Source organism: Heyndrickxia acidicola (assembly GCF_001636425.1).
Classification (GTDB): Bacteria; Bacillota; Bacilli; order Bacillales; family Bacillaceae_C; genus Bacillus_AE; species Bacillus_AE acidicola.
The window spans coordinates 4069058-4093854 of the sequence record NZ_KV440953.1; the positions used below are offsets into that span (position 1 = coordinate 4069058).

Genomic DNA, 24797 nt, shown 5'->3' on the forward strand with positions numbered 1-24797 from the left:
CTCCCATATACAATGATTATCCCACGATTCCATTGAAAAATAAAAAAATCTGCCCAGGCAGCGCTAAGGACAGAACAGTGGTTGCTAATTTAATGCACTGCAGTACTAAAGGGGTCTGACCCCTTCTGTACGTTAAACCGTTAAAGGGGTCAGACCCCTTTAACGGTTTAAAGTGATAAAGCAGCAAGCCACTGGTTAGTTAGAGGTTGTTTTGGAGCCATGCATCATACATGCCGCTGCCTTCACAGCTGGTGCATTGGTAGGGTGCAGAGTAGGGTGTGTAGAGCGGCATAAAGCCTCTGCCTTTGCAGTCCGGGCATTTGCCTTGTTCCTGCATGGTCAATTTAAGTTTTTCATAACGCTGTTCCTGCCAGTTAGATATCGTGCTGAATAATCCCACTGCCATCACCTCTTGTTTTTCATAGTTTGTGTTACTTGAAAAGGATTATTCAGCTGTTTTTTTAAAAGGTTGATTTCGTCTTGATAAGAGTGAAATTGTATAAATACAAAATAGCCGATAAATAGATCTCTTAATGCACGAAAAAGCTGAAAGAGGTGCACCATGGATGTCCTGTTATTTACAGATTCAGGGGTAGATGATACTTTTGCTCTTATTTATGCTTTAAGCCATCCTGAAATTAACCTGATTGGCATCGTTGTGAGCTTTGGCAATGTTTCAAGAGAATTTGCTCTTCGCAATATTCAATTTGTCCTCTCGCTTGCGGGGGGCGATACGATTGCGGTCATTGTTGGCGCGGACCGACCTATGCTCGGAGAAGAGCCTGCGGTCTTTCCGAGTATTCATGGCGAAGAAGGGCTGGGAGCGTTTACCCCGCCGCAATCGATAATAGAACCGGAAAATTTTTATCTTATTTTTGAGTTGATAAAACGATCAAGTGAGCAGGTCACAATCCTGAACCTGGGCCGGCTTACTTCCTTGGCCATTTCCTTTATTCTCCATGGGGAGCTGCTAGGGTTGGTCCAGAACATTCATATTATGGGCGGGGCATTTTTGGTGCCAGGAAACATAACGCCCTATGCAGAAGCCAATATCTACGGTGATTCTACCTCTGCAGCGGTGGTTCTTAATCACTCCAATATTCTTTCGAACTATTTTTACCTTCTTAATGTGACAGAAAAAGCTGTCTTTACACCACAATCCATCCGAGCCCTTTTAAATGACTCGGAAAAACAGGAAAACAGTCTGCTAATTGGAATGTTTGATTATTATTATTCTTATTATCAAAAAATCCGGCCAGCCCTGGGCGGTGCGCCTCTGCATGATTTAGTGGCTGTCTGTGCTTTGGTGAATCCGAACCTATACCGCTATATTCAAAGAAATATTGAAATTATTGAAAGCGGCCCAGGGAAAGGAATTACGATAATGGATGTAAGAGAAAAGCCAATCGTCAATCCAAGCCATAATAATTTTTCTTATATAGCAATGGGCCTAAACATTCCGGAGTTCATGAGAGAGGTTTACACCACTTTTCATCAATAAACGCTTGGCGGAATGAATCCGTTTTTGAAAAGGCCCCCTTAAACATGAACGGACAAGACCTTGCTGAAATCGATTTTCAGAAAATAAAAACCCCAGCCAAAGCAGCTGGAGTTGATGGTTGTATTGAATTACGCAGTTTCTTAGCCCTCGACAAGTGTTTCCTTTGGATCCTCGCCGATTATGCGGACTTCACGTTCAAGCGCGACATCAAAATTTTCTTTTACTGTTTTTTGTACGTGGCGGATTAAGGCAATATACTCAGTCGCAGTGGCATTATCAATATTGACGATAAAGCCTGCGTGTTTTTTCGATACCTCCGCACCGCCAATACGCGTGCCTTGAAGGCCGCTGTCTTGAATAAGCTTTCCGGCAAAGTAGCCTGGAGGACGCTTAAAAACACTCCCGCAAGAAGGGTACTCAAGCGGCTGCTTGGATTCCCGGCGTTCCGTCAGATCATCCATGACGGCTTTGATCTCTTCATAGTTCCCTGGCGTTAATGAAAAGACAGCTTCTAACACGATATCGCCGTTTTCTGAAATATTGCTGTGTCGATAATCAAGCGCAAGGTCTGCCGCCATGCGTTTTACAAGATTCCCCTCTTTATCCACTACCAGCGCATAATCAAGGACATCTTTAATTTCCCCGCCGTAGGCTCCTGCATTCATAAAGAGGGCTCCTCCTACAGTTCCCGGGATCCCGCAGGCAAACTCCAATCCTGAAAGGCGGGCTTCCAGTGCTTTCCGGGATGCAGAAATAATGGCTGCACCGCTTTGTGCTTTTAATTGGTTTCCTTCCACTGTAATCTGGTGAAAGTTTTTGAGCAGGATGACAATGCCTCTTAAGCCCCCATCCTTCACAATTAGATTTGAACCATTTCCTAGTAAAGTGAACGGAACAGCTTCTTTATTTGAAAATTGTACAAGGCTTTGTACTTCTTCATAGGTGGCTGGAGTGACAAGCAAATCTGCTTTGCCTCCCAGCTTTGTATACGTATGGTTACGCAAATATTCATCTGTTTTAATATTATTTTTATCAATGATCTTTGACAATTTATCGTAAATCTTTTGGATATCCATTTTAGAATCATTCCCTTGCAACATAATCAATCGATGTCGTTTCCCCTGCCGGTTACCAACAGTATATGCCCAAATGCTTTGCAGAGTTAAAATCCTTTTGTCTTCTCTTAGTTGTCATACAACTCATTTTACTATCATACCCGAAATGGGCCCTTATTTAAAGGGGGCTCCCGATTCAAATAAAGACCATCGCCCAACAAATTTTAAAAGGGTGGTTTCCCTGGTCCATATATGAATCAATCGGAAATATATAATTGAAAAATATCGTGAGACCAGCTTGAAAGAAGACGTGAAGCGATTCGAATGATGAGTATATCCATTTTAGGGGCACACCCTGAAAGGGGATGTTTCCTGCACATGGCGGGGACATCGGAAAAAATAGCTAGTGAACTGAGTGCATACTTCAACTTTGCCGGTTGAATGATGGATACATAAAATGGCAAATAGTAAAAAAGCCCACCTTCAAAAGAAGTGAGCTCGGAAATGATAAGAAAATAATAGCCTAAAGAATTTTAATGGTCATTTTTTATAAAATTCCTTAACAATATTTTTTTGTGAATAAAGTCACGGTCTATCTCGATAAATGTATGATGATCAGTTTGGAAGAGTGCTGACTCTATTGCAGGTTGGATAATGATATTGTCTAATTTTACCATTATATTTTGGCTGCCGCGAAGTGATACAGATACAGTGTTGCTGCCTTTATTAAGTGTGGCTAATTTACCAACTTTAATCTGTGTCAAATAGTCAGTATCCTTTGAATCAGATACATTGGAACTTCCTACTAACTTGTTATTTACGTATATATCCAAGAAAAGTGAACCTTGAGGAAGGTATTTCTTTTCAACTACTGCATACAGAAGAACATCTTCTTTTTTGTTGCTTTGTATGGTTGTTTTAAGACCGTCCCCAGGAAGCAAGCCAACAATGTTCCCGCTATAGCTCGCATCTCCAGTCCATTGGTTTTGAGGCGTTATTATTTGGGGATTCCCTTGTGATGTTAAGAAATTCTCTGCTTCTAAAACACTTTGAGTATGGCGTTCGATTGTCTTAGCATACAAATATTTTTGCGCATCTGGGTTGTTACGAATAGCTTGTAAAGCCATAAGAGCTTCAATCGTTGATTCTGCGCCGGAATTCATGTTCACTTTTTTCGTAACTCCGTTTAAACCATCATAGCCTCTCCCGGTTTTTGGATCATACATTGTAAACTGTGCATCATTGTTTCCGGTAAACCAGGATGCTGCTAAACCTGCATAATTCGCATATGTTTTGTCATGAGTTACTTTTGAAAGTTCTGAAAATCCTTGTACAAGCATATCAACTCCATATGCAATTTGCTGGTCTTTTGCCATCGTAGGCGCCATCTCATTAATCATGCCGTTAACAAGAATATGAGTAAAAAGATAATCCGCCTCTTTCTTGGCAGATTGGATCCATTGCTCTTTATGTAGAACTTGACCAGCTTTAGCTAGTGCGAAAGTTTGTGAACTTCCATAGGCATGCCATAAAGTGGGGGATCCGCTCCAATCAAGATGCGCACCATATGGATAATCATCAAAACTACCAAACTGAAATTTTTCCAATCCTTCTCCTAGTTTTATCATTGAATCTTTTACAATAGGGTTAGGGCTGGCAGAATAATATTCTGAAAGACCTAATAAGGCGTTTGACATCGCATCGAACCCATCAATCCATGCAGGAATTTGGTATCCGTGAATAGTCGAATATTTTCCGAAATTTGGGTTTATTTTCTTTTGCAGAGCGTTATTTGCAAGCAAAAAGCTATTGTTCAATTCTTTGGCATATTGTGGATCAACTTTGTTAAATACTTTATAGCCATAGCCTAATGCCCACATTCCTCTTGCAGCCCACCAATCAAATGATTTTATGCTAGTAGGGCCATCCTTATTAATTGACAGATCCTTGTTGATGAAGTTATAGAATTCACCATCAGAAGCCTGCATGTGCATGACGAAGTTTAAAGCCAATTTTGCTTTAGTAAGAGAATCCTGGTTTTTCGTCTGTTCATAGTCGTTCAAATAGACTACAGCTGCACGTGCAGTGTCATCTACACAAGCAATTCCCTCACCTGGAGCATCTACCCATTGATAGTTAGGGTATTCAGAATAAACATGTGTGATTAACATGTCTTTACCATCAATCTTAACTTTCTCATTTAAAAAGTTGAGATGGGATAAATTAATGTTTATTCCGGGATTTTTTAACTCTTTTGCGGACACCGGTACTGCAAAACAAAATAAAAGAATGAAAGAAAGTAAAATGTTAATTTTCTTCAAAACTATCTCTCCCACATGTCATTTTTTTAGTCATTTACTTTAAAAAGTATCCCTTATATTCAATAGAGGGTTTATGGTGTTACTCCTTTCTATAATTCTTGGAAGCGTTAACAAGAATTTCGTTATAATTACAACGTTAATTTGTAACGTTACCAATTGTTAACAACAAAATTATATATTGTGTGTAATTAGTAAGTCAATTTACTTTTTGAATTTTCGGACTTTGTAACTAGTTGTAGTACTTAGGTTATATCTGTATTAGTTTGTAACATTACAAGTGGGGTATTCGTTATGAGCATTTCAATTGTATGTTAATCTCCACCGAAGTTTAAATGATTTTTATAGTGAGGAAAATGGAATTTACTAGTAAAATACATGGAATTAATTTTGAGGGGAAAACGCCGGATTCATTATTGAACCTGCGGAATAAATTTTATATTTGGCAGAATTATCACAGGAGTTTTCGACATTTAGGAAATTACATATAATAAAAGCCTACTTTTTTGCAAAAGTAAGCTCGGCGTATCCCTTTTAATTTGATTTTTTACTTTCCGCGGTAGACGCTCTAATAATTAACTTGGTTGGTAACAGGATTTCATGAATCGGTTCATCTTTATGATCAATTCGCCAACAAAGCTGTTCTACTGCTTTTTTGCCAAAGTAATTTAAATCGATATCCATTGACGTAATCTTCGGTGTAGAAATTTGTGACAACTGTCCATTGTCAAAGCTGATTACAGATACTTCTTCAGGAATCTGTATGCCTTTTTGCTGCAATAAGGATGTAACAAGAAATCCATGACCATCGTTCACGCAAAACCATGCAGTGGGTTGTGTATGGAGATTTTCAAAAACCTTCGTCATTTCATCTGGGGATTCCTTGGCGTTTTTAAAGATAAAATCTTGATTTGGCTTAATTTCATATTTATTTAATGCCAATAAATAGCCTTCTAATCTTTCTTGATAGCTAGGTGAATAGTCAATTTCTCCAACAAAGGCAATCTCACGATGTCCTAATTGGATTAAATGTTCTACTGCCATATACGCACCAAAACGGTTATTCGTTAAAATCGAATCAGCCTGCAGATAGGGTGAATGATGATCAATTAGAACGGTTGGGATACCTGTCTCGATGACACTGGTAATATAATCTGTACTGATATGAGATAAAATTAAAATTCCATCAATTTCGTGATTGGTTAGCAAAGCAGGGAGAATTAAATTTTCCTTGGAATCATTATTAATCGATTCAATAAATAAATTCATTCCCCGATCTCTAAGTTCTTTTTCGATACTTAAGTAAATTTTCCCAAAAAAGCTTGTAAGAGAAAAAGCATATTCAGAAGCAATTAATGCTACATTTCTAGGTGAGTTTTTTTCAGACTGATTTTGTTTACGATTTGTTTGGTACTGATAACCTAATTCATCCGCAACTTTCTGGACTAGTCCCCTGGTCTCTTCGCTTACGCCTGGCTTTCCGGACAATGCTTGAGAAACAGAGTTTTTTGAGATATTGAGACGGTCTGCTATGTCTTGCATTGACACTTTCTTTTCCATATATAAACGTTCTCCCTTAATCCTTATAAATAAGTTGTAATTATTATTGTAATTTTATTGTAATGTTACAAGTATAATGTTTCAATAGCCTTTTATAAAATATTTAAGTTGATTGTATGGTTAATTTGTAAATTTTTCATTACAAATAAGGTTGACATTACGAATATATACTGTAATAATAACGTTGTAATGTTAATTGTAGCGTTACGTTGTGGAATGTAATGTTAAATATTTTGAGGGATGAGGGATTAATACACAAGAATATTTAGATTAATATTCACAATGATCATTTTACTTTTTTTTGAAGGATAATGATAGCGTTATCATCAATTTTGTTTGAATCATCACTAGATTTAAGTTTTTTCTATAATAATAGTTTTTAAGTAAACTTTGTTTACTAAACTAAATATTTACCTTTAAAGTGTGGAAATGCTATTAAATGGAGGGAATAGGATGAAAATCAAAAAAGTGGCATCAGTATTTTTTGCTGCATCGCTTACCCTAGGTGGACTTGCAGCTTGCTCTACTGGTAATAGTGGTACAACAACAACTGGTACTTCAAAAAACGGGGTTACAACCATTGAATTCTGGGCAGCTCCAAACCCGCCGCAGCAAGTATATTGGAAAGAAATGGCCGCTGAATTTACAAAAGAGAATCCGAAGATCAAAGTAAATGTAAGCCCAATGAAGGAAAGCCCGACATCAGAAGCAAGTATTCAATCGGCGATTGCTGGCGGAAGTGCACCAACTATGTCTGAAAACATTAATCGTGGATTTGCTGCTCAATTAGCTGATAGTAAAGCACTTGTTCCATTAGATCAGGTAGATGGATTTGATAAAGTAATACAAAGCAGAAATATGGAAAACACGATGAAGGGCTGGAAGTTTGCTGACGGCCATCAATATGTATTGCCAATCTACTCCAATGCAATGTTGTTTGGATGGAGAATTGATATTTTAAAACAGCTTGGCTATAACGAGCCGCCAAAAACATATAGTCAAATGCTAGATGTGGCGAAGAAATTAAAAGCAAAGTTCCCTAACAAATATGTGTGGGCAAATGCCGATCTTGCTGATCCAACAGGCTGGAAAAGATGGTTTGATTTCTTCATGTTATATAATGCAGCATCCAATGGTAACAAATTTGTTGAAGGTAGTAAATTTACAGGTGATGAAAAAGCCGGACAACAAGTACTTGGATTGATGAATGACCTGAATAAGGATAACGCATTATTAACAAGGCAAGCCCAAAATCCGTTTGAAAGTGGATTAGGGATCTTCTCGGCTGTTGGTCCTTGGACAATTCCTTACTGGGCAAACCAATTCCCGAACATGAAATATAATAAAACGTATGCATTGACACCGCCTCCAGTTCCAGATGGAACGGATACTTCGAAGGTTAATACGTTTGCTGATACAAAAGGTTTAGTTATATACGCTTCTGCAACAAAAGAGCAACAAAAAGCAGCAATGAAATTTATTCAATGGGTCTATTCAAATCCTAAAAATGATTTGACATGGCTTGAAAAAACAGACTTACCACCTGCTCGTGATGATTTATCAACAAACGCTGCATTTAAGTCTTTCTTTGATAAAAACCCAGCATTACAGCCGTATGCAGCTGCTATCCCATATGCAATTCCATCGATGGATAATGCAAAATATAATGATGTTCAAACAGCGATTGGTCAACAGGCATTCAATCCAGTTGTTAAGGGTGAAAAAGATCCGAAAGCTGCATGGACTGATATGCAGAATGCCATTGAGGGGGCTCTCAAATAATGGGAACAAAACAAGGGAGGTTGGGCTGGCTTTTTGCCAGTCCTTATCTTATATACGGGCTCGTATTCTTTCTAATACCGCTTATTTGGTCACTTTTCTTATCGTTTACTGATTGGAATTTAATTTCTCCAACTTTTAATTTCAAAGGTTTTGCCAATTATGTTACGGCTTTACAGAGCCCAGGTGTACAAGCGGCATTTTTCGTTACCTTTAAATTTATGGCTGTTTTTGTGCCTTTGGTTCTTGCATCGTCTATTATTGTTGCTTTAATCGTTCATGGATTACCGAAATTTAAAGGACTATTTTTAATTGGATTTTTCCTTCCTTATTTAGCGTCAGGAGTTGTTTCGTCGTTAATCGTAAAAGGGCTCCTATCTTACAATAGCCCATTGAATGAATTTTTACGAAATTCACTAGGCCTTGATATCAACTGGCTTGGAACACCATTTTCTGCGCTGTTTGTTGTTGCTTTTATCATCGCCTGGAAATTTACCGGGTATTACGCTCTGATTTTAACCTCCGGCTTCGAGAGCATTAGCAATGAGGTTTATGAAGCGGCGATGATCGATGGGGTAACCCCTTGGCAGCGTTTTTGGAAAATTACGTTCCCGCTTCTTTATCCTGCATTATATACCGTTTTAATTTTAGCAATCGGTGTAACCTTTGGGATTTTTACAGAGGTTTATCAATTAACCGGCGGTGGTCCAAACTTCGCAACCAATACATGGCAAATGGAGATTTTTACTCGAGCATTTACCAATCTTCAAGCGGGTTATGCATCGGCAGTGGCCATTATTGCTTCCATCGTGACGTTTGTTTCTATCTTTATTATTCGAAAGTTCTTAGAAATGTGGGGGAAACGAAATGGTTGGGTCTAACAAAAACAAAAAGGGATTATTGTTTCGGTACCTCATTGCGATTGTTCTCTTACTGATTATGATTTTCCCCTATATTTACATGGTTCTAAGTTCGTTTGCTGATTGGGATCAAGTAGATAAGACGCTTTTACCGACACATTTTACTTTGAAATCGTATCAGTGGCTATTAGGCGGAGGACAAGATGTGATCCCGAGGCCTTGGCTTCATGCCTTTTTAAACAGCTTTATCGTTTCAGCAGGTTCAACGCTGTTAATGATGGTTACTGGGGTCATGGTGGCTTACGCACTAGCAAAAATTCCGTTTAAGGGAAGAAATACCGTTAATAACTTTATATTATTTCAAATGTTTTTTCCGGCTATCATTTTGTTAATTCCAACCTTTCTCGTTGTTCAAAAGATGGGAATGTACGACAGTTATTGGGGAATGATTTTGCCGAAAGCACTTAGTTTATGGGCAGTCTTTATGTACACGAACTTCTTCAAGGCAATACCGGATACATTCATTGAAGCGGCAAAATTAGATGGTGCCAGTGATTTGCAAATTATGTTCAAAATCGTGCTGCCAATGTCCAAATCTATTACCACCGTTATTTTCTTGTTTTTATTTATGGAAAGATGGACAGAACTCTTGTGGGATATGTTAGTTACAAAGAGCGATGGAATGTTAACGCTGAACGTCCTTTTATCGCAAATGTTCGGTCCATATGGCGGATATCCAGGTCCGATGTATGCGGCGTCTGTTTTATTAACACTTCCGATCATTATTATTTTCTTGATCTTCTCGAAAAAATTCCAAGAAGGAATGCAATTTACCCTTAAATAATACTAGGAGATCTGTCGAAATGGAAAAATGGTGGAAGCAATCAACTTTTTACGAAATCTATATGCCAAGCTTTAAAGACGGAAATGGAGATGGAATCGGCGATTTTGCCGGAATTACTTCAAAGCTTGATTATTTAAATGACCTGGGGATTGAGGGATTATGGCTAACGCCCTTTTATCCCTCCCCTAAGGTTGATAACGGCTATGACATTGCTGATTACTATGATATCGATTCCGATTATGGAACGATGGATGATTTTGAAGTTTTTATCAAAGAAGCGCATCAGCGGGGGATCAAGGTAATCGCTGATTTGGTGCTGAATCACACCTCTTCGGAGCATCCATGGTTCCAAGAGTCAAAGTCTTCAAAAGATCACCCAAAACGTGATTGGTATATCTGGAGAGATAAACCAAATAACTGGGAATCTTTCTTTGGCGGCACTGCATGGGATTATGATACGGCAACGAACCAATATTATTACCATGCCTTTGCAAAAGAACAAGTAGATTTAAATTGGGCAAATCCTGATGTGAAAGCTGCGATGTTTGATGTCATGAAGTTTTGGCTTGAAAAGGAAATCGATGGCTTCCGCCTCGATGTCATCAACTTTTTAAAGGTGAACGATTCGTTTCAAGACAATCCTTATGATGCTGATAAAGAACAAAACCATATGTACGATAAAGACCAAGAAGGAATTTTAACCATTGTTGAGGAAATTGCCGCATTTGTGCATCAATACCCTAATAAATTCCTTGTTGGCGAAGTTGGCTCCGAGGACCTTGAGATTCTGAAACGGTATTCCGGGCTGAATAAACTGGATGTTGTCTTTAATTTTAATATTGGAAGTATTAAAGAGTTTGATGTTAATCGACTCTTTGAAGGAATAGTAGAAACGGAGCAAGTCTATTCAGAGGTACAATTCCCAACTTTATTCTTTTCCAGCCATGATATGTCCCGCTATATATCACGTTTTGGCGGCTCCGAGGACCGGGCGAAGCTAGTTGCGACCTTAATGCTGACGGCGAAGGGTGTTCCGTTCCTTTATTATGGCGATGAAATTGGCATGAGAGATTGGCTGACGGACGACATTACTTTAATGAAGGATGTTCAAGGTTTGATGGCGTATAAGCTGGCATTACAATCGGATCAAACTTATGCTGAAGCATTAGCGATTGCAAATGAAAAAAGCCGGGATAAGTCACGTACCCCGATGCAATGGAATTCTTGTTCCGATGTCGGCTTTTCAGAGCATCTTCCATGGATCACGATTCCGAGTGATGCTTACAAAATCAATGTGGAAGACCAGCAAAATGATCCGAATTCGATGCTTTCTTTTTATAAAAGCTTGTTGAAGCTGCGTAAGGAACATTCTGCATTACGACTAGGAGAGTATGAATTTTTACGGAATGAAGATGGGTTGGTCTCCTTTGTCCGAACGGATGATTTGGAAAAAGTATTAGTTGTTTTGAACTTTAGTGGTGAATCAAGAACGTTTGATATGGGAGCTCAATTGGGGGCAGATGTGAAATTGCTGCTCTCGACAAAGAGAAAGTTCCTTGCAAGCGGAAAAGTCCTAACGCTTTTAGCAAATGAAGTGATGATTCTAAAGGAGGAAACAGAAATATGACCGTTTTAACGAAAGGGAATGTTAAAACATGTGAAGAGCTTTTAAAGGAGTTCGCTTCCAAAGCAAAACCAGCCAATCAAGAGAAAATTGTATTTTCGGGCATTGGTGAAAAGGATGTCTATAATATTACCGCACCGTTTGCCGATAATGGCGAGCTTGTCATTGCTGGGCGGGTGGAGTCGCGCGACAGCGAACACTCCAATGTTTACTTCTTTGTTGAGCGAAATGGCGAGTGGGTTCCTCGGGAGGGTACTCCTGTATTTGAATTGCAGGATCCTTTTTTTACAAGAATAGCCGGTGAACTAGTATTGGGAGGAGTCCAAATATTCCCTCATCCAACAATTGAAGGAGCACTTGGTTGGCGAACTGTATTTTACAAAGGTAAAACCATATCTAGCTTACAAGAATTTGCAAAAGGTCCAGACGGAATGAAAGACCTTCGCCTTATTGAGCTAAAAGATGGAAGTATCGGGGTGCTAACAAGACCACAAGGTGAAAAAGGCGGGAGAGGTAAAATTGGCTGGACTCGTATCTCTTCTTTAGAGGAACTTACGATTGATTTGATCAACGAGGCTCCCTTGCTTCAAGGACAGTTTATTGAAGAACAGTGGGGGGGAGCGAACGAGCCTCATCTATTATCCAACGGCCTCATTGGAGTATTAGGGCATATTGCTTCTTTTGATAAGGAAGAGAATCGGCATTATTATCCAATGGTCTTTGCGCTAAATCCTGAAACAGGTGAATTTTCTGATATGGAGTTAATCGCTACAAGAAGTGATTTCCTTCCGGGCGCAGCGAAGCGCCCAGACTTGTTAGATGTGGTGTTTAGTGGCGGATTGGTTCGAAAACCGGATGGGATGGCCGATTTTTATGCAGGAATTAGTGATGCCGAAGCGCAAAAAATGACAATTAAAGATCCGTTTTTACAATACGAGCAGTAATTCCGATTTTATTCCAATAAAAAGGAGTCTATAAAATGAAAGCATACAGATATGAAGAGAACCCTTTGGTCACACCAGCGGATGTAACACCGCATCGTTCTGATTTTGAAGTAATTGGAGCATTTAATGCAGGGGTAACAACCTATAACGACGAAATTATCATGCTTCTTCGTGTTGCTGAACGCCCGATCAGTGAAGATCCTAATGTAGTCAAAGCACCAATTTATAATCCACAAACAAATGAACTGGAGATTTTGGATTTTCATTTAAATGATCCTAGTTACGACTTTTCAGATCCTCGCGTGATTCGAAAAAATGGGGATACACAAGGTTTTGAGTATTTAACCTCTTTAGCATACCTTCGAATTGCACGCAGCAAGGATGGCGGCCATCATTTTTCTATTGATGAAAAACCGTTTGTTTACCCATCCAATGAATTAGAAACCTTTGGAATTGAAGACCCGCGGATTACAAAAATAGAAGATACGTATTATATCTATTTTAGTGCTGTTTCACCGGCTGGGGTTGGCGAATCTATGGTTTCAACGAAAGATTTTGTGACAACCGAACATCATGGGATGATTTTTGCTCCTGAAAATAAAGATGTGTTAATTTTTCCTGAAAAAATAAATGGAAAATATTATGCTATCCATCGTCCTGTTCCAAAAGCTATAGGGGAGCCAGAAATGTGGATTGCTGAATCTACCAATCTTTTACACTGGGGCAACCACAGACATTTGCTAGGTTTGCGTCCAGGTATGTGGGACAGTGCGCGTATGGGCGGAGGTGCTGTTCCATTTAAAACGGAAAAAGGCTGGTTAGAGCTTTACCATGGTGCGACTGAGGATCACCGCTATTGTATGGGAGCCGTGCTACTAGATTTGGAAAATCCAACGAAAGTCATTGCTCGTAGTGACAAACCAATTCTTGAGCCTGAAGCCGCTTATGAAGTGGAAGGGTTCTTTGGAAATGTCGTCTTTTCTTGCGGCGCTGTTGTTGAAGGTGATGTTGTTAAGATGTTCTACGGTGTTGCCGATACATCGATGGCTTGTGCAGAGCTAAGTTTACAAGAAATCCTTGATTCATTGACTTATATAGATTAATTGTTACATTGAAGTGCCAAGATCGGACTACTCGATTTTGGCCTTTGCTTTTATTTCCCTTGAAATAAGAGATTTTTTTATTGAATAGATACTCTTTATCTTTAAAAAAAATGATAGAACGAATAAATAAGGCAGGTGCCGTTTCAATGAAACTGAATAATAACTGGAAAATACGACAATTTGATGTGGGGACCTCTCGTGATCTTGAAGTGGCTTCTCCTGAATACATTGATTATTTTTGGATGACTGCATCAGTACCGGGGGATGTACATTCCACCTTGATAGAACGAAAACTAATTGAAGATCCATTTTACGGACATAATGATTTGAAATGCCAGTGGGTAGAGGAAAAGGTATGGTGGTATCGGAACACATTTGAATTTCATGATGACATAAAAAAAGAAGATCGATATGAGTTGATTTTTGAGGGACTTGATACGTTTGCAACGGTTTACCTAAACGGTGTCGAGATTGGTTCAACTGAGAATATGTTTATTGCTCATACCTTTGAAGTGACACGGGAGCTAAAAAAAGGGAAAAATACATTAGCTGTTAAATTTGATCCGATACATGTTCATGTGAAAGAAAAGGTCCAATATTACTGGTCTGGTTTTAGCAAGAAACGGATCTGGACGCGAAAAGCTCAAAGCCATTATGGATGGGATTGGGGTCCGCGCTTAGTTGCAGCGGGGATTTGGAAGGATGTTTGTTTAAAGAAAAGAACCTTTGCCAAAATTGATCATGTGTTTGCGAAAACGATATCTATTTCTCCTGAAAAAGCAATAGTCGAAGTGGATATTGAAATTGGTAAGCATGTAAAAGAAAAAGAATATGAGGCAATGATCAGTCTGGCAAATGAGGAAGATTGTTTTTCCACTAAAGTAAAAGTAAATGGAAAAAAAGCAACAGCTAAAGTAGAAGTGACCAATCCAAAGCTATGGTGGACACACGATATTGGGGAGCCGAATCTGTATCAACTAAACATCGAACTGTTTGCTGATGGTGTTAGGATTGATGAAAGATGTGAAAGCTTTGGAATTCGGACCATTGAAGTACAGAGACGAGATGAAGAGGGAAATCATTGTTTTACCTTTGTTTTAAATGGTGAAAAGGTATTTGCTAAAGGTGCTAATTGGATTCCGATTGATAGTTTTATAGGATCAGTACCCGATTCTCGTTACAAGCATTTAATTAAGATGTCGAAAGATGCCAATATGAATATGCTTCGCGTATGGGGCGGCGGTATCTATGAAAAAGACGTTTTTTATGAAGAGTGCAATCGCCTCGGGATATTGGTTTGGCAGGACTTTATGTTTTCATGCGCCTTATATCCCGATTACAACAAAAATTTTATGGCGAATGTTCGTGAAGAAGTAGCACATGTGGTAAAACGGCTACGGAATCATCCATGCCTGGCTATCTGGTGCGGTAACAATGAAAATGATTGGCTCTATGAAGCCTTGTTTTCCTCGGGTGAAATTACTCATCCTTTTTATGGGGAAAAAATTTATCATGAATTAATGCCGGAATTGCTGGAGGAACTCGACCCAACCAGACTATTTTGGCCGAGCTCCCCGTTTGGAGGGAATGACCACAACTCGAGAGAACAGGGCGACACGCATAATTGGCAGGTATGGCACGGAAATATTGAGCCTAGAACGTTTGGTGAGCCGCAGACTGTGGATTATACCATTGAAGGACTTTCATTTAAAAACTTTAAAAAGGATACGACTGCCTTTGCGAGTGAGTTTGGCATGCATGCCTCATCTAACCGTTTTACATTAGAGCGAAATATCCCTAAGGATCAATTCTTCTGGGGAAGCGAAGAATTGGCGTACCGCAATAAGGATATCCATCATCCAAAAGGAATTTTGTTAATGGAAGGATACACAGGGGTTCCGGGGGATTTGGATGAGTACATTTCTTTTTCAATGTTAACGCAAGCTGAAGGTTTAAAGTTTGGAATTGAACATTATCGCCGTAATAAGCCTCATACAAGCGGGGCATTATTTTGGCAGTTAAATGACTGCTGGCCGGGTACTAGCTGGTCTGTTATTGATTATTATTTACTGCCAAAGGCTTCTTATCATTATGCAAGAAAATTCTTCAGCCCAATTCTGCTTTCGCTTGATCATGTGCCTGGAAAGGATATCAGCATTTGGGTGGTGAATGACAAACTAGAGAACTATGAGGACGAAATTGAGCTTGCTGTTTACGATTTTAACGGTGAAAAAGTATTTTCAACGCAGTGGTCGGTTTCTATTGAGGCAAATGTGGCTAAAAAAGTGGATGTCATCATGGAACAAGAAGCTCTACGCGGACTTCCGCCAGAATCGGCTGTTATGATCATCCGTTCAAAAAATAATAAAACCTATGAAAATATTTATTATTTCCGTGATCAAAAGGATATGGGATTGGGAGAATCGGAATTAAGCGTAGAAATTAATCGGGAGAAGAATGAGCTGTCCGTTTCGACTAACGTGCTAGCCCGCATGGTAACGATTGAAATGGATATCGAGCAGCTGGTGATCGAGGATAATTTCTTTGATTTGCTGCCGGGTGAGACAAAAACGATGAAGGTTGAGCAGGCGCAGGGGAAAGAAATTCCTTGGGAATCATTACGAGTAAAAGCAATCAATAGTGTAAAAACCATAGTAGCGGAGGGATGATTAGGATGAAGGCAGCGGTTTTCCAAGGAAAAAAGCAAATGGAAGTGATGGATTGGCAATATCCAGCGCCATCTCCTCAGGAAGTCATCGTAAAGGTAAAAAGCTGTGGGATTTGTGGAACCGATCAGCATATTTATCATGGACATCCTGGATCAGCTGAGGTTCAGCCACCGATCGTTCTTGGACATGAATTAGCTGGAGAAGTAGTTGAAGTAGGAACTGAGGTATCTAACTTACAAAAAGGCGACCGAGTTTCGATTGATCCTAATATCTTTTGTGGAGCATGCGAGTTTTGTCGCAGCAACCGGGCTCATCTATGCAGCCATCTTCAGGCGGTAGGGGTAACAAGAGATGGCGGCATGGGAGAGTATTGCAAGGTACCAGCGGCAAATTGTTACAAGATCCCAGATCAAATGTCATTTGAAGAGGCGGCTCTTGTTGAGCCGTTAGGGTGTGTCTTGCATGGTTTTAAGAAAATTCACTTGTCGTCCTTAAGTAAGGTGCTCATCATTGGGGGCGGATTTATCGGACAATTATTTTTACAGTTGGTAAAACAACAGAATGTCCATTCCGTTATTGTTAGTGAACCTGCTGAAAATAAAAAAGAGCTTCTTTATCATCTGGGGGCGGATAAAGTGATTCATCCGATGAATGCTACAAGCCTTGTGGCAGACGTTGTCATTGAATGTGTGGGGAGACCGGAAAGTATGGAACTTGCAGTAAAATCAGCTGCAAAAGGTGGCCAGGTATTACTCTTTGGGGTGGGGAGGCCGGAAACAACCATCTCAGTTTCACCATTTGAAATTTTTTCAAAGGAACTTACCATCAAAGGCTCTTTCATTAACCCATTTACTCAGGAAGAAGCCATTTCACTGATTGCAAAAAAAGTAGTGGATGTTCATTCACTCATTTCTCATCGATTTACAATCGAAGAGATTCCTTCGGCCATGGCTGATTACCCTAACCTAAAGATTTCAAAGGGTATCATTGTCTATTAGCCTGAGGAGGTCGTCAGAGTAAAACCTGCTTTTTAAAAAAGGGAGAAAAAATTGGATGTTTGCTATTTTTAAATCTTTTTCCACGGAATTGAAGTTTTATTTACTCATGAATACCTTTTTTTCCTTTGGAGGGGCTTTGTCAGGTGTGTTTCAAAGTGTATTCCTGTGGAAACTAGATAAGACCTATTCGCTGCTTGCCTATTATAGCTTGTATTGGTCCGTTGCTATCATCTTTAGTTTTGGGCTATGTGCATGGCTGGCTAGGAAGACAAGTCCGATGATTACGATGCGTTTAGGGTTTATATTCTATCTTATTACGTATTTAATCATGCTTGTTTTCCATAATACATTAAGCCATCATATCTTTTTACTAGGAATCTCGAATGGATTTGCCATGAGCCTATATTATGTAGGTGTGCATATGGCTGTTTTGGATCTTACAACGAATGATAAGCGGGATCAGTTTTTATACATACAAGGAATTCTATTCACTGTCGGGGGAGTAATCGCACCTCTTCTAGCCGGGATTATAATCTCGCAATTTAAGGGGATGACCGGGTATTATATCATTTTTATTGCAACCAGTGTTTTCTTTATCCTTTCATTTTTTATTTCTTTAAAAGTGAAAGGAAACTCGGTTGCTACTAAAAGCTATTTTTGGGAAGTTATCAGAAATCCTTCTCAAGAGTGGAAGAAGATGTATAAGGTAATGTTTGCCGATGGAATTGTATCTGGAGTGTATACTACTTTTTTAATTACCATGTTTATGTTTAAAGTGGCAGGTGGAGAAATGAGCTTGGGTGTATTTAATACAGCCGCCGAAATTGTTTCCATTATAGCTTTTGCTGTGCTCGCTAAATTCTCTAACTCAGACTTTCGTATTACTATTTTCGCAATCGGTTCGATTAGTTTATTATTCAGTTCTGTTTTACTTTCAGCCCTGCCTGTCTTCATTTTTTTGATTGTTTTTTCCATTATTCAGCCAGTAGCAATGAATATGATTACTACCTCAATGAACACCATGATTTATGAATCGATTGAAAAGGATCCACAATACAAAGACAAGCGTTTGGATTATATTATTATTCGCGAAATACCACTTGGCATAGGAAGAATTATCGGTGTATTCTTGTTTCTAGCTTTAAGAAAATACTTTAATATCGAGCAGCTTTTACCTGTTTCCTTTAGTCTTTTTCCGATTGTGTACGTGTTCATGATTCCTGCTTTGTATTTTATATGGAAGAAGCCGCTTCGTGAAGCGCCTATTACTTCTCGAAAATAATATTGTGAGTCCTGGCTTAGGTGATGATGCTTTAGAGTACCGGAGCACTTCTGCTTGCACATCAAGCACTTCAAGAAAAATAAAATTCTTTACTGGAGGTAAACACATGCAGCCATTATTTTTAAAACCGGTATTTAAAGAACGGATTTGGGGCGGAACCGCATTACAAAAGGAATTCGGATACGAGATTCCAACGGATAAGACCGGGGAATGCTGGGCTATTTCTGCGCATCTAAATGGACCTTCCATTATTGCGAACGGACCGTTTGAAGGAATGACATTGGACGAGCTATGGAAAGAGCGCCCCGAGCTTTTTGGATATCCGAAGGAAGAGGTTTTCCCTCTATTAACAAAGATATTAGATGCAAATATGGACTTATCGGTTCAAGTTCACCCTGATGACTCCTATGCGATGGTCAACGAAAATGGAGAGTTAGGAAAGACGGAATGCTGGTATATCATTGACTGCAAAGAAGACGCCGATATGATTTTTGGTCACAATGCTAAATCAAAAGAAGAATTAATCCAGCAAATCAACGAAGGGAAATGGAATGAATTATTACGAAGAGTGAAGATCAAGCCTGGCGACTTTTTCTATGTTCCAAGCGGTACGATTCACGCATTATGTGAAGGTACCTTAGTGTTGGAAACGCAGCAAAGCTCCGATACAACTTATCGCGTGTACGATTATGACCGCAGAGATTCGGAAGGGAATTTGAGAGATCTTCACTTGGAAAAAGCGATTGATGTGACCGTTGTCCCACATCAAAATCATGTTAGTAATCCTACAGTACAAATAAAAGAAAACGCGAGGATTACTACTCTCATAGAATCGAAGTTTTTCACAGTATATAAATGGAACATCCATGGGAAATCTTGTTTTTTATTTAATGATCAATATTTGCTTCTCAGCGTCATAAAGGGTAATGGAACTGTTCGTGTAAGTGGGAATAAATATGGTTTAGAAAAGGGTATGCATCTTATAATTCCTGTTGGTTTGGGAGAATTAGAAATGGATGGAGAATGCGAATTAATTGTTTCCCATACGTAAAAAATGAATTTACTTGTTTTGGATACGTGGGTCTGGCTCCCTTTTGTACTTTAGATTGGTAATGCAAAGAAGGGGCCAGACCCCTTCTTTGCATTAGTGCTGTACCTCGATGGAGTAATAATGGCACAGGCCTATCTTCCTGATTGTTAGTTGACGATGCGTATGACTTGAAGTATTATGAAAACGCATTAGGAAGCGAACTGACTAAATTGTGTACAGATAGAAGGGGAAGATATGGATCCTACCATTAAGGATGTAGCGAAGAAGGCCAATGTTTCCATCGCTACCGTATCCAGAATATTAAACGATAAGCCGGGCTTTTCGGTAAAAACGAAAACAAAGGTGTTAAGAGTAATTGAAGAACTTGGATACCAGCCCAATGCGATTGCCAGGGGGCTTGTAAGTAAAAGGACACATACCATCGGTGTATTAATGCCGACACTTTTAGATATGTTTGCCGCGAGAATTCTGAATGGAATTGACGACTATGCACATGAGCTTGGCTCAAGTGTTATCGTCTGCAACACAGATAACAATGGGCAGAGAACGCTTAAGTACTTGCGGGTTTTGGCTGAAAAACGGGTAGACGGCATCATTTTTGTAAGTGAATATTTAAAGGATGAATATTATAAAGTCATGTCAGATATGAAGGTGCCGATCGTCCTGGTCTCTACCATGTCACCGGACTATCCCGTCCCTTTTGTAAAAGTAGACGATGAACTTGCATCCTTTGCTGCCACGGAGTATCTGCTTAAACAGGGACACAGAAGAATTGCTATGATAGCGGGCAGTCCGGAAGATCCGATCGCAGGCGTCCCGAGGATTAAAGGCTACCGAGCTGCACTAAATGCAGAAGGCGATGAAGAAGCGAAGGAGCTCATTGTTTCCACTCAGGACTTCAGTTATGAGAGCGGCATGATGGCGATGGAAAAAATAGTCGATCACCCGCTGAAGGTGACGGCCGTTTTTGCGAGCAGTGATGAACTGGCTGTCGGCGCCATGTCGTATGCCAATAAGCGGGGGATAAGGATTCCGGAGGACCTATCCATCATCGGCTATGACAATACCAGACTAGCTCAGATGTCTACTCCTCCTCTTACTGCCGTTGGCCAGCCATTATACGAAATGGGCAACAAATCGGCTGAGATGCTTTTTTCTATGATGAATACAGGAGAAACTGCTGAAAGCTGTCTGATGCCGTATACAATCGAAGAAAGAGAAACCGTTACTCGTATATAAAAAAAATTCTAGGGGAAAAGCCTGCCCTTCAGGTGACGGGAAAGTGCTCATCGCGGGATGGGCCACCATAGAGGCAGGTCCCTACTTTTGTACAGAGCTCAAATTTGGTAACGTATTCATAAAAGAATAAGCGGGCTGCACTAAGCCTGCAGGAATGGCAGTAAAAAGCCTTGTGTTAAAGATTAATGTTTAATTTTGGAGCGCAAGGCCGAAAAAATCTTATGGAGACGTCTCCCTAGCAGTGTGCACGTATTGGCTCCAATCACCCGGGGAAGCGAGTGTCTTGGAGTGGAAATTAATCAGCAGGATGACGAGGACTGAAGCCAATAACTCAGTTAAACCAAATAGGAAAATGAAACAAAGTTGATTGAAGCGGAGGGCGCGAGACTCCTGCGGGAAAAGCTAGTTAGGGGAGACCCCGCAGGAGTGTGCGACGAGGAGGCTCCCCAACTGCCCGCGGAAAGCGAGTGCCTGAAGTGTAAATCAACCAGCATGACAATCAGGGCACTGCCAATGACTCAGTTAAAAGGGTGACAAGGTTCAGAAGCAGCCTTTACATGAATAAAGTTTTTACATCAACTAGCCGGACAAGCTGTTTAGAGGAAGGAAATTAAGGATGGGATGGACTGCAAGAGCCTGAATTGCTAAGTAAGGGGATTGCGATAGTACTATAGGCAAACCAACGACAAAGGGGAGGACAGAAATGAAGAAAACATGGTGGAAAGAATCAGTGGTGTACCAGGTGTATTGGCGAAGCTTTTACGATACGGACGGGGACGGCTATGGAGATTTAGAAGGCGTAATCCAGAAACTGGATTATATCAAGGGTCTTGGTGTTGACATTATTTGGCTCAATCCCTGCTATGGATCTCCGGATGTGGACAATGGATATGATATTTCTGATTATCGCTCCATTATGCCAAAGGCGGGAACAATGGATACCTTCGAGCAGCTTTTAAAAGAAGTGCATGATCGCGGCATGAAGCTGATTATGGATTTGGTCGTCAATCATACCTCCAATCAGCATCCATGGTTCATAGAATCAAAGTCTTCAAAGGACAATCCAAAGAGAGATTACTATATTTGGAGAAGGACGAAGAATAATTGGCGTTCGTATTTTACCCCGTCTACCTGGGAATTTGATCCGAAAACCGAGGAGTACTACTTCCATTCATTCGCAGTGGAACAGCCTGATTTAAACTGGGCAAATCCCAAAGTAAGAGAAGAAATCTACCGCATGATGAAATTCTGGCTCGATAAAGGCATAGACGGCTTTCGCATGGACGTTATTAATCTGCTGGCAAAACAGGATGGATTCCCTGATTCCGAAACGCCAGAGGATATTTCATATTTGGGGAACAATCCCGGTATCCATGAATACCTCCATGAAATGCATGAAAAAGTGTTAAAGCATTATGATGTGTTTACGGTTGGGGAAATACCGTTTGTAAATCCGGAAGATGGTGTATTGTATGTTGGAGAAGACCGCGGCGAACTGGATACTCTTTTTCATTTCGAGGTTTGCGATTACATGGCCCACTGGGATATGAAGCGTTTTAAAGAAATACAAAAGCGCTGGTATGAAGGAATGTGGGGAAAAGGCTGGAATTCACAGTTTTTGAACAATCACGACCATACGCGTCTTGTCACCCGCTTTGGAAATGACACTGTCTTTCGTGTGGAGTCGGCAAAGCTGTTTGCTACGCTTCTGCATACACTGCCAGGCATGCCGTATATTTATCAGGGGGAGGAGCTTGGCATGACGGGCGTCCGTTTTCCTTCCATTGAGGATTACAATGATATTGCCATGAAAAATAAGTTCAAAGAAGAAATAGAAAAGGGCAGAGACCCGCAGGAGGTTTTTGAAAGTCTGCTGCATTTAAGCAGGGACAATTCCAGAACCCCGATGCAATGGGATGATTCGGAGAATGCCGGATTTACAAGCGGCAGTCCGTGGATTAAGGTCAACCCGAATTATACGGAAATTAATGCTGCAAAGGTGTTAGAGGATTCTGGTTCTGTCTATTATTATTACAAAAAGCTGATTGAGCTTCGCAAAGAACATGAAGTGATGGTGTACGGAGACTATGAAACCTTTCTGGAGGAACATAAACAAATTTACGCTTATACTCGACAGCTGGGAGATAAAAAATGGCTGGTGCTGCTAAACGTTTCTGAGGAGAAAGCAGAAGCGGCACTGCCGGACGAACTTGCATATGCATTCAAAGAAGTGATCCTCACCAATTATCCACATGTACAGGCGGAAAATGCTAAAGGCTTAGCACTGGAACCCTACCATGCTCTTATCTATCAAATCGAATAATAAAAAGGGGTACAGGCTGCTATCTTTAATGCACTAAAGCGAAGAAGGGGTCTGACCCCTTCTTCGCTTTAAAGTGCGAAAGCATCCTCGGTTTTTACTTAGTTTACCGAATAAATTTACTTATTTTTTACTAAAATAGTATTTTTTAAAATGAATTCTTCGTCCTTCCCATGAATATCCTTTTCAAACGCCTTCTTCGAATATCATTTCAAACCCCTTTATTATACAAGCAATAATAATAGAGTACTTCTATAAAAATTCTTGATACTTAATTAAATATTTTAGTAAAAATTTAGTTGACTTTAAATTGCGGGAGAATTATGATTACAAGTGTAAACGCTTTCTATTAAAACAAAGTGGAGGGTAATAAATATGAAAAAGTTTTGGGGAATTGCTAGTTTACTATTTGCTTTAGTAATTGCATTGTCCGCATGCAGCGGCTCCTCTGGAAACGGCTCCGGCAACAAGAAAGAATTAACGGCCTGGGCATGGAATGTTAACGTTCCGGTTCTTAAAGAGGCTGCAAAGGAATTTGCGAAGAATAATCCTGGCTTCAAGCTTAACATTACAGAGATGGGCAACAACGATGTCTATCAAAAGCTGACAACAGGACTGCAGGCTGGCGGCCAAGGTCTGCCGGATATCGTTTTAGTTGAAGATGATCATATTCAGGGGTATCTGAATGCTTTTCCAAAAGCGTTTGTCAATGTTTCTGACAAAGGATTTGACAGCGAAAAGTCAAAATTCCCAAGCTATAAAACAGATTTATTAACGAAAGACGGAAAAATGTATGGATTCCCATTTGATGGCGGCCCGACTGGCGTATTCTACCGTACGGATTACTTTAAAAAGGCCGGTATTGATCCAAACTCTATCAAAACATGGGATGACTTTATCAATGCAGGTAAAACCATCAAACAAAAACTTGGCGTTGATCTAGTAGGATTGGATTTAAATGGGGATGACGGACTTTACCGTATCATGCTCAACCAGCAGGGCGATTTCTATTTTGACAAATCCGGAAATATTGACTTTACTTCCGATGCCTCTAAAAAAGCAATGGAAGTTCAAAAGAAACTGAAGGATGCAGGGCTTGTGAAAAATACCTCCGGCTGGGATGCCTGGATTGGGGCCATTTCTCAAGGAAAAGTGGCAGCGGTTCCAACAGGAGCTTGGCTTGCCGGATCACTTGAACAACAGGCTGCAAACTTAAAAGGAAAATGGGGAGTCTTCCCAATGCCTGCCTTCACTGCAGACGGTAATCATGCAGCAAACAGCGGCGGCAGTGATTATACGATTCTATCAAACAGTAAAAATGTTGATCTTGCTTATAAGTTCCTGAAATTCTTCTCTACATCAAATGATGTACAGCTGACAGCAATGAAAGGCGGATTGCTGCCATCCTTAAATACCGTGTATGGCGACAAGATGTTTACATCACCAGACCCGTATTTTGCCAGCCAGCCAATCTGGAAGCTGTTCTCGGATGAAATGAAGAACATTCCAAGTGTCAACTATACAACCAATTATGCGGTTGCAAAGGATGAAGCAGTGAAAGCCCAATCGCAAATCGCAAACGGAACAGATATAACGAAAGCACTGGAAGATGCTAAAAGCCGTCTTGAAAATCGAATTTCCAAATAATCT

18 protein-coding genes are annotated in these 24797 nt (G+C 40.1%); 15 read left to right on the top strand and 3 right to left on the bottom strand.

Annotation, left to right across the window (positions count from 1 at the left end; translation table 11 throughout):
* The first annotated feature begins 211 nt into the window (after nucleotides 1–211).
* Nucleotides 212–394: a hypothetical protein gene (locus A5N88_RS25625; protein WP_198160323.1), complete on the top strand. Its 183-nt coding sequence runs from the start codon at nucleotides 212–214 to the stop codon at nucleotides 392–394.
* 168 nt (nucleotides 395–562) lie between these two features.
* Nucleotides 563–1501: a nucleoside hydrolase gene (locus A5N88_RS18980; RefSeq protein WP_066268883.1), complete on the top strand. Its 939-nt coding sequence runs from the start codon at nucleotides 563–565 to the stop codon at nucleotides 1499–1501.
* 140 nt (nucleotides 1502–1641) lie between these two features.
* Here A5N88_RS18980 and murB read toward each other — a convergent pair whose 3' ends face one another.
* From murB to A5N88_RS18995, 3 genes are all read right to left on the bottom strand, one after another.
* Entirely contained in the window at nucleotides 1642–2601 is a 960-nt protein-coding gene (gene murB, locus A5N88_RS18985; protein ID WP_412733826.1) for a UDP-N-acetylmuramate dehydrogenase, read from the bottom strand.
* A 488-nt stretch (nucleotides 2602–3089) separates the two neighbouring features.
* Nucleotides 3090–4877, bottom strand: a complete 1788-nt coding sequence (locus tag A5N88_RS18990; protein ID WP_066268886.1) for a glycoside hydrolase family protein — start codon at nucleotides 4875–4877, stop codon at nucleotides 3090–3092.
* Nucleotides 4878–5408: 531 nt separating this feature from the next.
* Entirely contained in the window at nucleotides 5409–6434 is a 1026-nt protein-coding gene (locus tag A5N88_RS18995) for a LacI family DNA-binding transcriptional regulator (RefSeq protein ID WP_066268889.1), read from the bottom strand.
* A 453-nt stretch (nucleotides 6435–6887) separates the two neighbouring features.
* Between A5N88_RS18995 and A5N88_RS19000 the strand changes: the two genes are divergently transcribed.
* The 13 genes from A5N88_RS19000 (at nucleotide 6888) to A5N88_RS19060 (ending at nucleotide 24794) form a co-directional block, all read left to right on the top strand.
* Nucleotides 6888–8216 carry an extracellular solute-binding protein gene (locus tag A5N88_RS19000; RefSeq protein ID WP_066268893.1) on the top strand — a complete coding sequence of 443 codons (1329 nt, stop codon included), beginning with the start codon at nucleotides 6888–6890 and terminating at the stop codon, nucleotides 8214–8216.
* Nucleotides 8216–9094 carry a carbohydrate ABC transporter permease gene (locus A5N88_RS19005; protein WP_066268895.1) on the top strand — a complete coding sequence of 293 codons (879 nt, stop codon included), beginning with the start codon at nucleotides 8216–8218 and terminating at the stop codon, nucleotides 9092–9094. The genes A5N88_RS19000 and A5N88_RS19005 overlap by 1 nt, the downstream gene beginning before the upstream one ends.
* On the top strand, nucleotides 9081–9917 hold the full coding sequence (locus A5N88_RS19010; RefSeq protein WP_066268896.1) for a carbohydrate ABC transporter permease: 837 nt from the start codon (nucleotides 9081–9083) through the stop codon (nucleotides 9915–9917). Before A5N88_RS19005 ends, A5N88_RS19010 begins: the two co-directional genes overlap by 14 nt.
* A gap of 19 nt (nucleotides 9918–9936) precedes the next feature.
* Complete coding sequence (locus A5N88_RS19015) at nucleotides 9937–11544, top strand: glycoside hydrolase family 13 protein (RefSeq protein WP_066268897.1); 1608 nt, start codon at nucleotides 9937–9939, stop codon at nucleotides 11542–11544.
* Entirely contained in the window at nucleotides 11541–12485 is a 945-nt protein-coding gene (locus A5N88_RS19020; RefSeq protein ID WP_066268899.1) for an MTP-1 family protein, read from the top strand. Before A5N88_RS19015 ends, A5N88_RS19020 begins: the two co-directional genes overlap by 4 nt.
* A 35-nt stretch (nucleotides 12486–12520) precedes the next feature.
* Nucleotides 12521–13588: a BtaManbiosPhlase gene (locus A5N88_RS19025; protein ID WP_066268902.1), complete on the top strand. Its 1068-nt coding sequence runs from the start codon at nucleotides 12521–12523 to the stop codon at nucleotides 13586–13588.
* Nucleotides 13589–13734: 146 nt separating this feature from the next.
* Nucleotides 13735–16257, top strand: a complete 2523-nt coding sequence (locus A5N88_RS19030) for a beta-mannosidase (RefSeq protein WP_066270690.1) — start codon at nucleotides 13735–13737, stop codon at nucleotides 16255–16257.
* A 5-nt stretch (nucleotides 16258–16262) separates the two neighbouring features.
* On the top strand, nucleotides 16263–17255 hold the full coding sequence (locus A5N88_RS19035) for a zinc-dependent alcohol dehydrogenase family protein (protein WP_066268904.1): 993 nt from the start codon (nucleotides 16263–16265) through the stop codon (nucleotides 17253–17255).
* A gap of 55 nt (nucleotides 17256–17310) precedes the next feature.
* On the top strand, nucleotides 17311–18537 hold the full coding sequence (locus A5N88_RS19040) for an MFS transporter (protein WP_066268906.1): 1227 nt from the start codon (nucleotides 17311–17313) through the stop codon (nucleotides 18535–18537).
* 106 nt (nucleotides 18538–18643) lie between these two features.
* Complete coding sequence (manA, locus tag A5N88_RS19045; RefSeq protein WP_066268909.1) at nucleotides 18644–19588, top strand: mannose-6-phosphate isomerase, class I; 945 nt, start codon at nucleotides 18644–18646, stop codon at nucleotides 19586–19588.
* A 234-nt stretch (nucleotides 19589–19822) separates the two neighbouring features.
* Nucleotides 19823–20827 (top strand): LacI family DNA-binding transcriptional regulator, encoded by a 1005-nt coding sequence (locus A5N88_RS19050; RefSeq protein WP_066268910.1) that lies wholly within the window; start codon nucleotides 19823–19825, stop codon nucleotides 20825–20827.
* 703 nt (nucleotides 20828–21530) lie between these two features.
* A complete protein-coding gene (locus A5N88_RS19055; protein ID WP_066268914.1) occupies nucleotides 21531–23150 on the top strand; it encodes a glycoside hydrolase family 13 protein in 1620 nt (539 codons plus the stop codon).
* Nucleotides 23151–23522: 372 nt separating this feature from the next.
* Nucleotides 23523–24794 carry an ABC transporter substrate-binding protein gene (locus tag A5N88_RS19060; protein WP_066268915.1) on the top strand — a complete coding sequence of 424 codons (1272 nt, stop codon included), beginning with the start codon at nucleotides 23523–23525 and terminating at the stop codon, nucleotides 24792–24794.
* The last annotated feature ends 3 nt before the right edge of the window (nucleotides 24795–24797 follow it).

What these genes read in the sequence shown, in the direction of transcription:
- A5N88_RS18980 (WP_066268883.1), top strand. Translation starts at nt 563, where the DNA reads ATGGATGTCCTGTTATTTACAGATTCAGGGGTAGATGATACTTTTGCT.
- murB (WP_412733826.1), bottom strand. Translation starts at nt 2,601, where the DNA reads ATGTTGCAAGGGAATGATTCTAAAATGGATATCCAAAAGATTTACGAT.
- A5N88_RS18995 (WP_066268889.1), bottom strand. Translation starts at nt 6,434, where the DNA reads ATGGAAAAGAAAGTGTCAATGCAAGACATAGCAGACCGTCTCAATATC.
- A5N88_RS19000 (WP_066268893.1), top strand. Translation starts at nt 6,888, where the DNA reads ATGAAAATCAAAAAAGTGGCATCAGTATTTTTTGCTGCATCGCTTACC.
- A5N88_RS19005 (WP_066268895.1), top strand. Translation starts at nt 8,216, where the DNA reads ATGGGAACAAAACAAGGGAGGTTGGGCTGGCTTTTTGCCAGTCCTTAT.
- A5N88_RS19010 (WP_066268896.1), top strand. Translation starts at nt 9,081, where the DNA reads ATGGTTGGGTCTAACAAAAACAAAAAGGGATTATTGTTTCGGTACCTC.
- A5N88_RS19015 (WP_066268897.1), top strand. Translation starts at nt 9,937, where the DNA reads ATGGAAAAATGGTGGAAGCAATCAACTTTTTACGAAATCTATATGCCA.
- A5N88_RS19020 (WP_066268899.1), top strand. Translation starts at nt 11,541, where the DNA reads ATGACCGTTTTAACGAAAGGGAATGTTAAAACATGTGAAGAGCTTTTA.
- A5N88_RS19025 (WP_066268902.1), top strand. Translation starts at nt 12,521, where the DNA reads ATGAAAGCATACAGATATGAAGAGAACCCTTTGGTCACACCAGCGGAT.
- A5N88_RS19030 (WP_066270690.1), top strand. Translation starts at nt 13,735, where the DNA reads ATGAAACTGAATAATAACTGGAAAATACGACAATTTGATGTGGGGACC.
- A5N88_RS19035 (WP_066268904.1), top strand. Translation starts at nt 16,263, where the DNA reads ATGAAGGCAGCGGTTTTCCAAGGAAAAAAGCAAATGGAAGTGATGGAT.
- A5N88_RS19040 (WP_066268906.1), top strand. Translation starts at nt 17,311, where the DNA reads ATGTTTGCTATTTTTAAATCTTTTTCCACGGAATTGAAGTTTTATTTA.
- manA (WP_066268909.1), top strand. Translation starts at nt 18,644, where the DNA reads ATGCAGCCATTATTTTTAAAACCGGTATTTAAAGAACGGATTTGGGGC.
- A5N88_RS19050 (WP_066268910.1), top strand. Translation starts at nt 19,823, where the DNA reads ATGGATCCTACCATTAAGGATGTAGCGAAGAAGGCCAATGTTTCCATC.
- A5N88_RS19055 (WP_066268914.1), top strand. Translation starts at nt 21,531, where the DNA reads ATGAAGAAAACATGGTGGAAAGAATCAGTGGTGTACCAGGTGTATTGG.
- A5N88_RS19060 (WP_066268915.1), top strand. Translation starts at nt 23,523, where the DNA reads ATGAAAAAGTTTTGGGGAATTGCTAGTTTACTATTTGCTTTAGTAATT.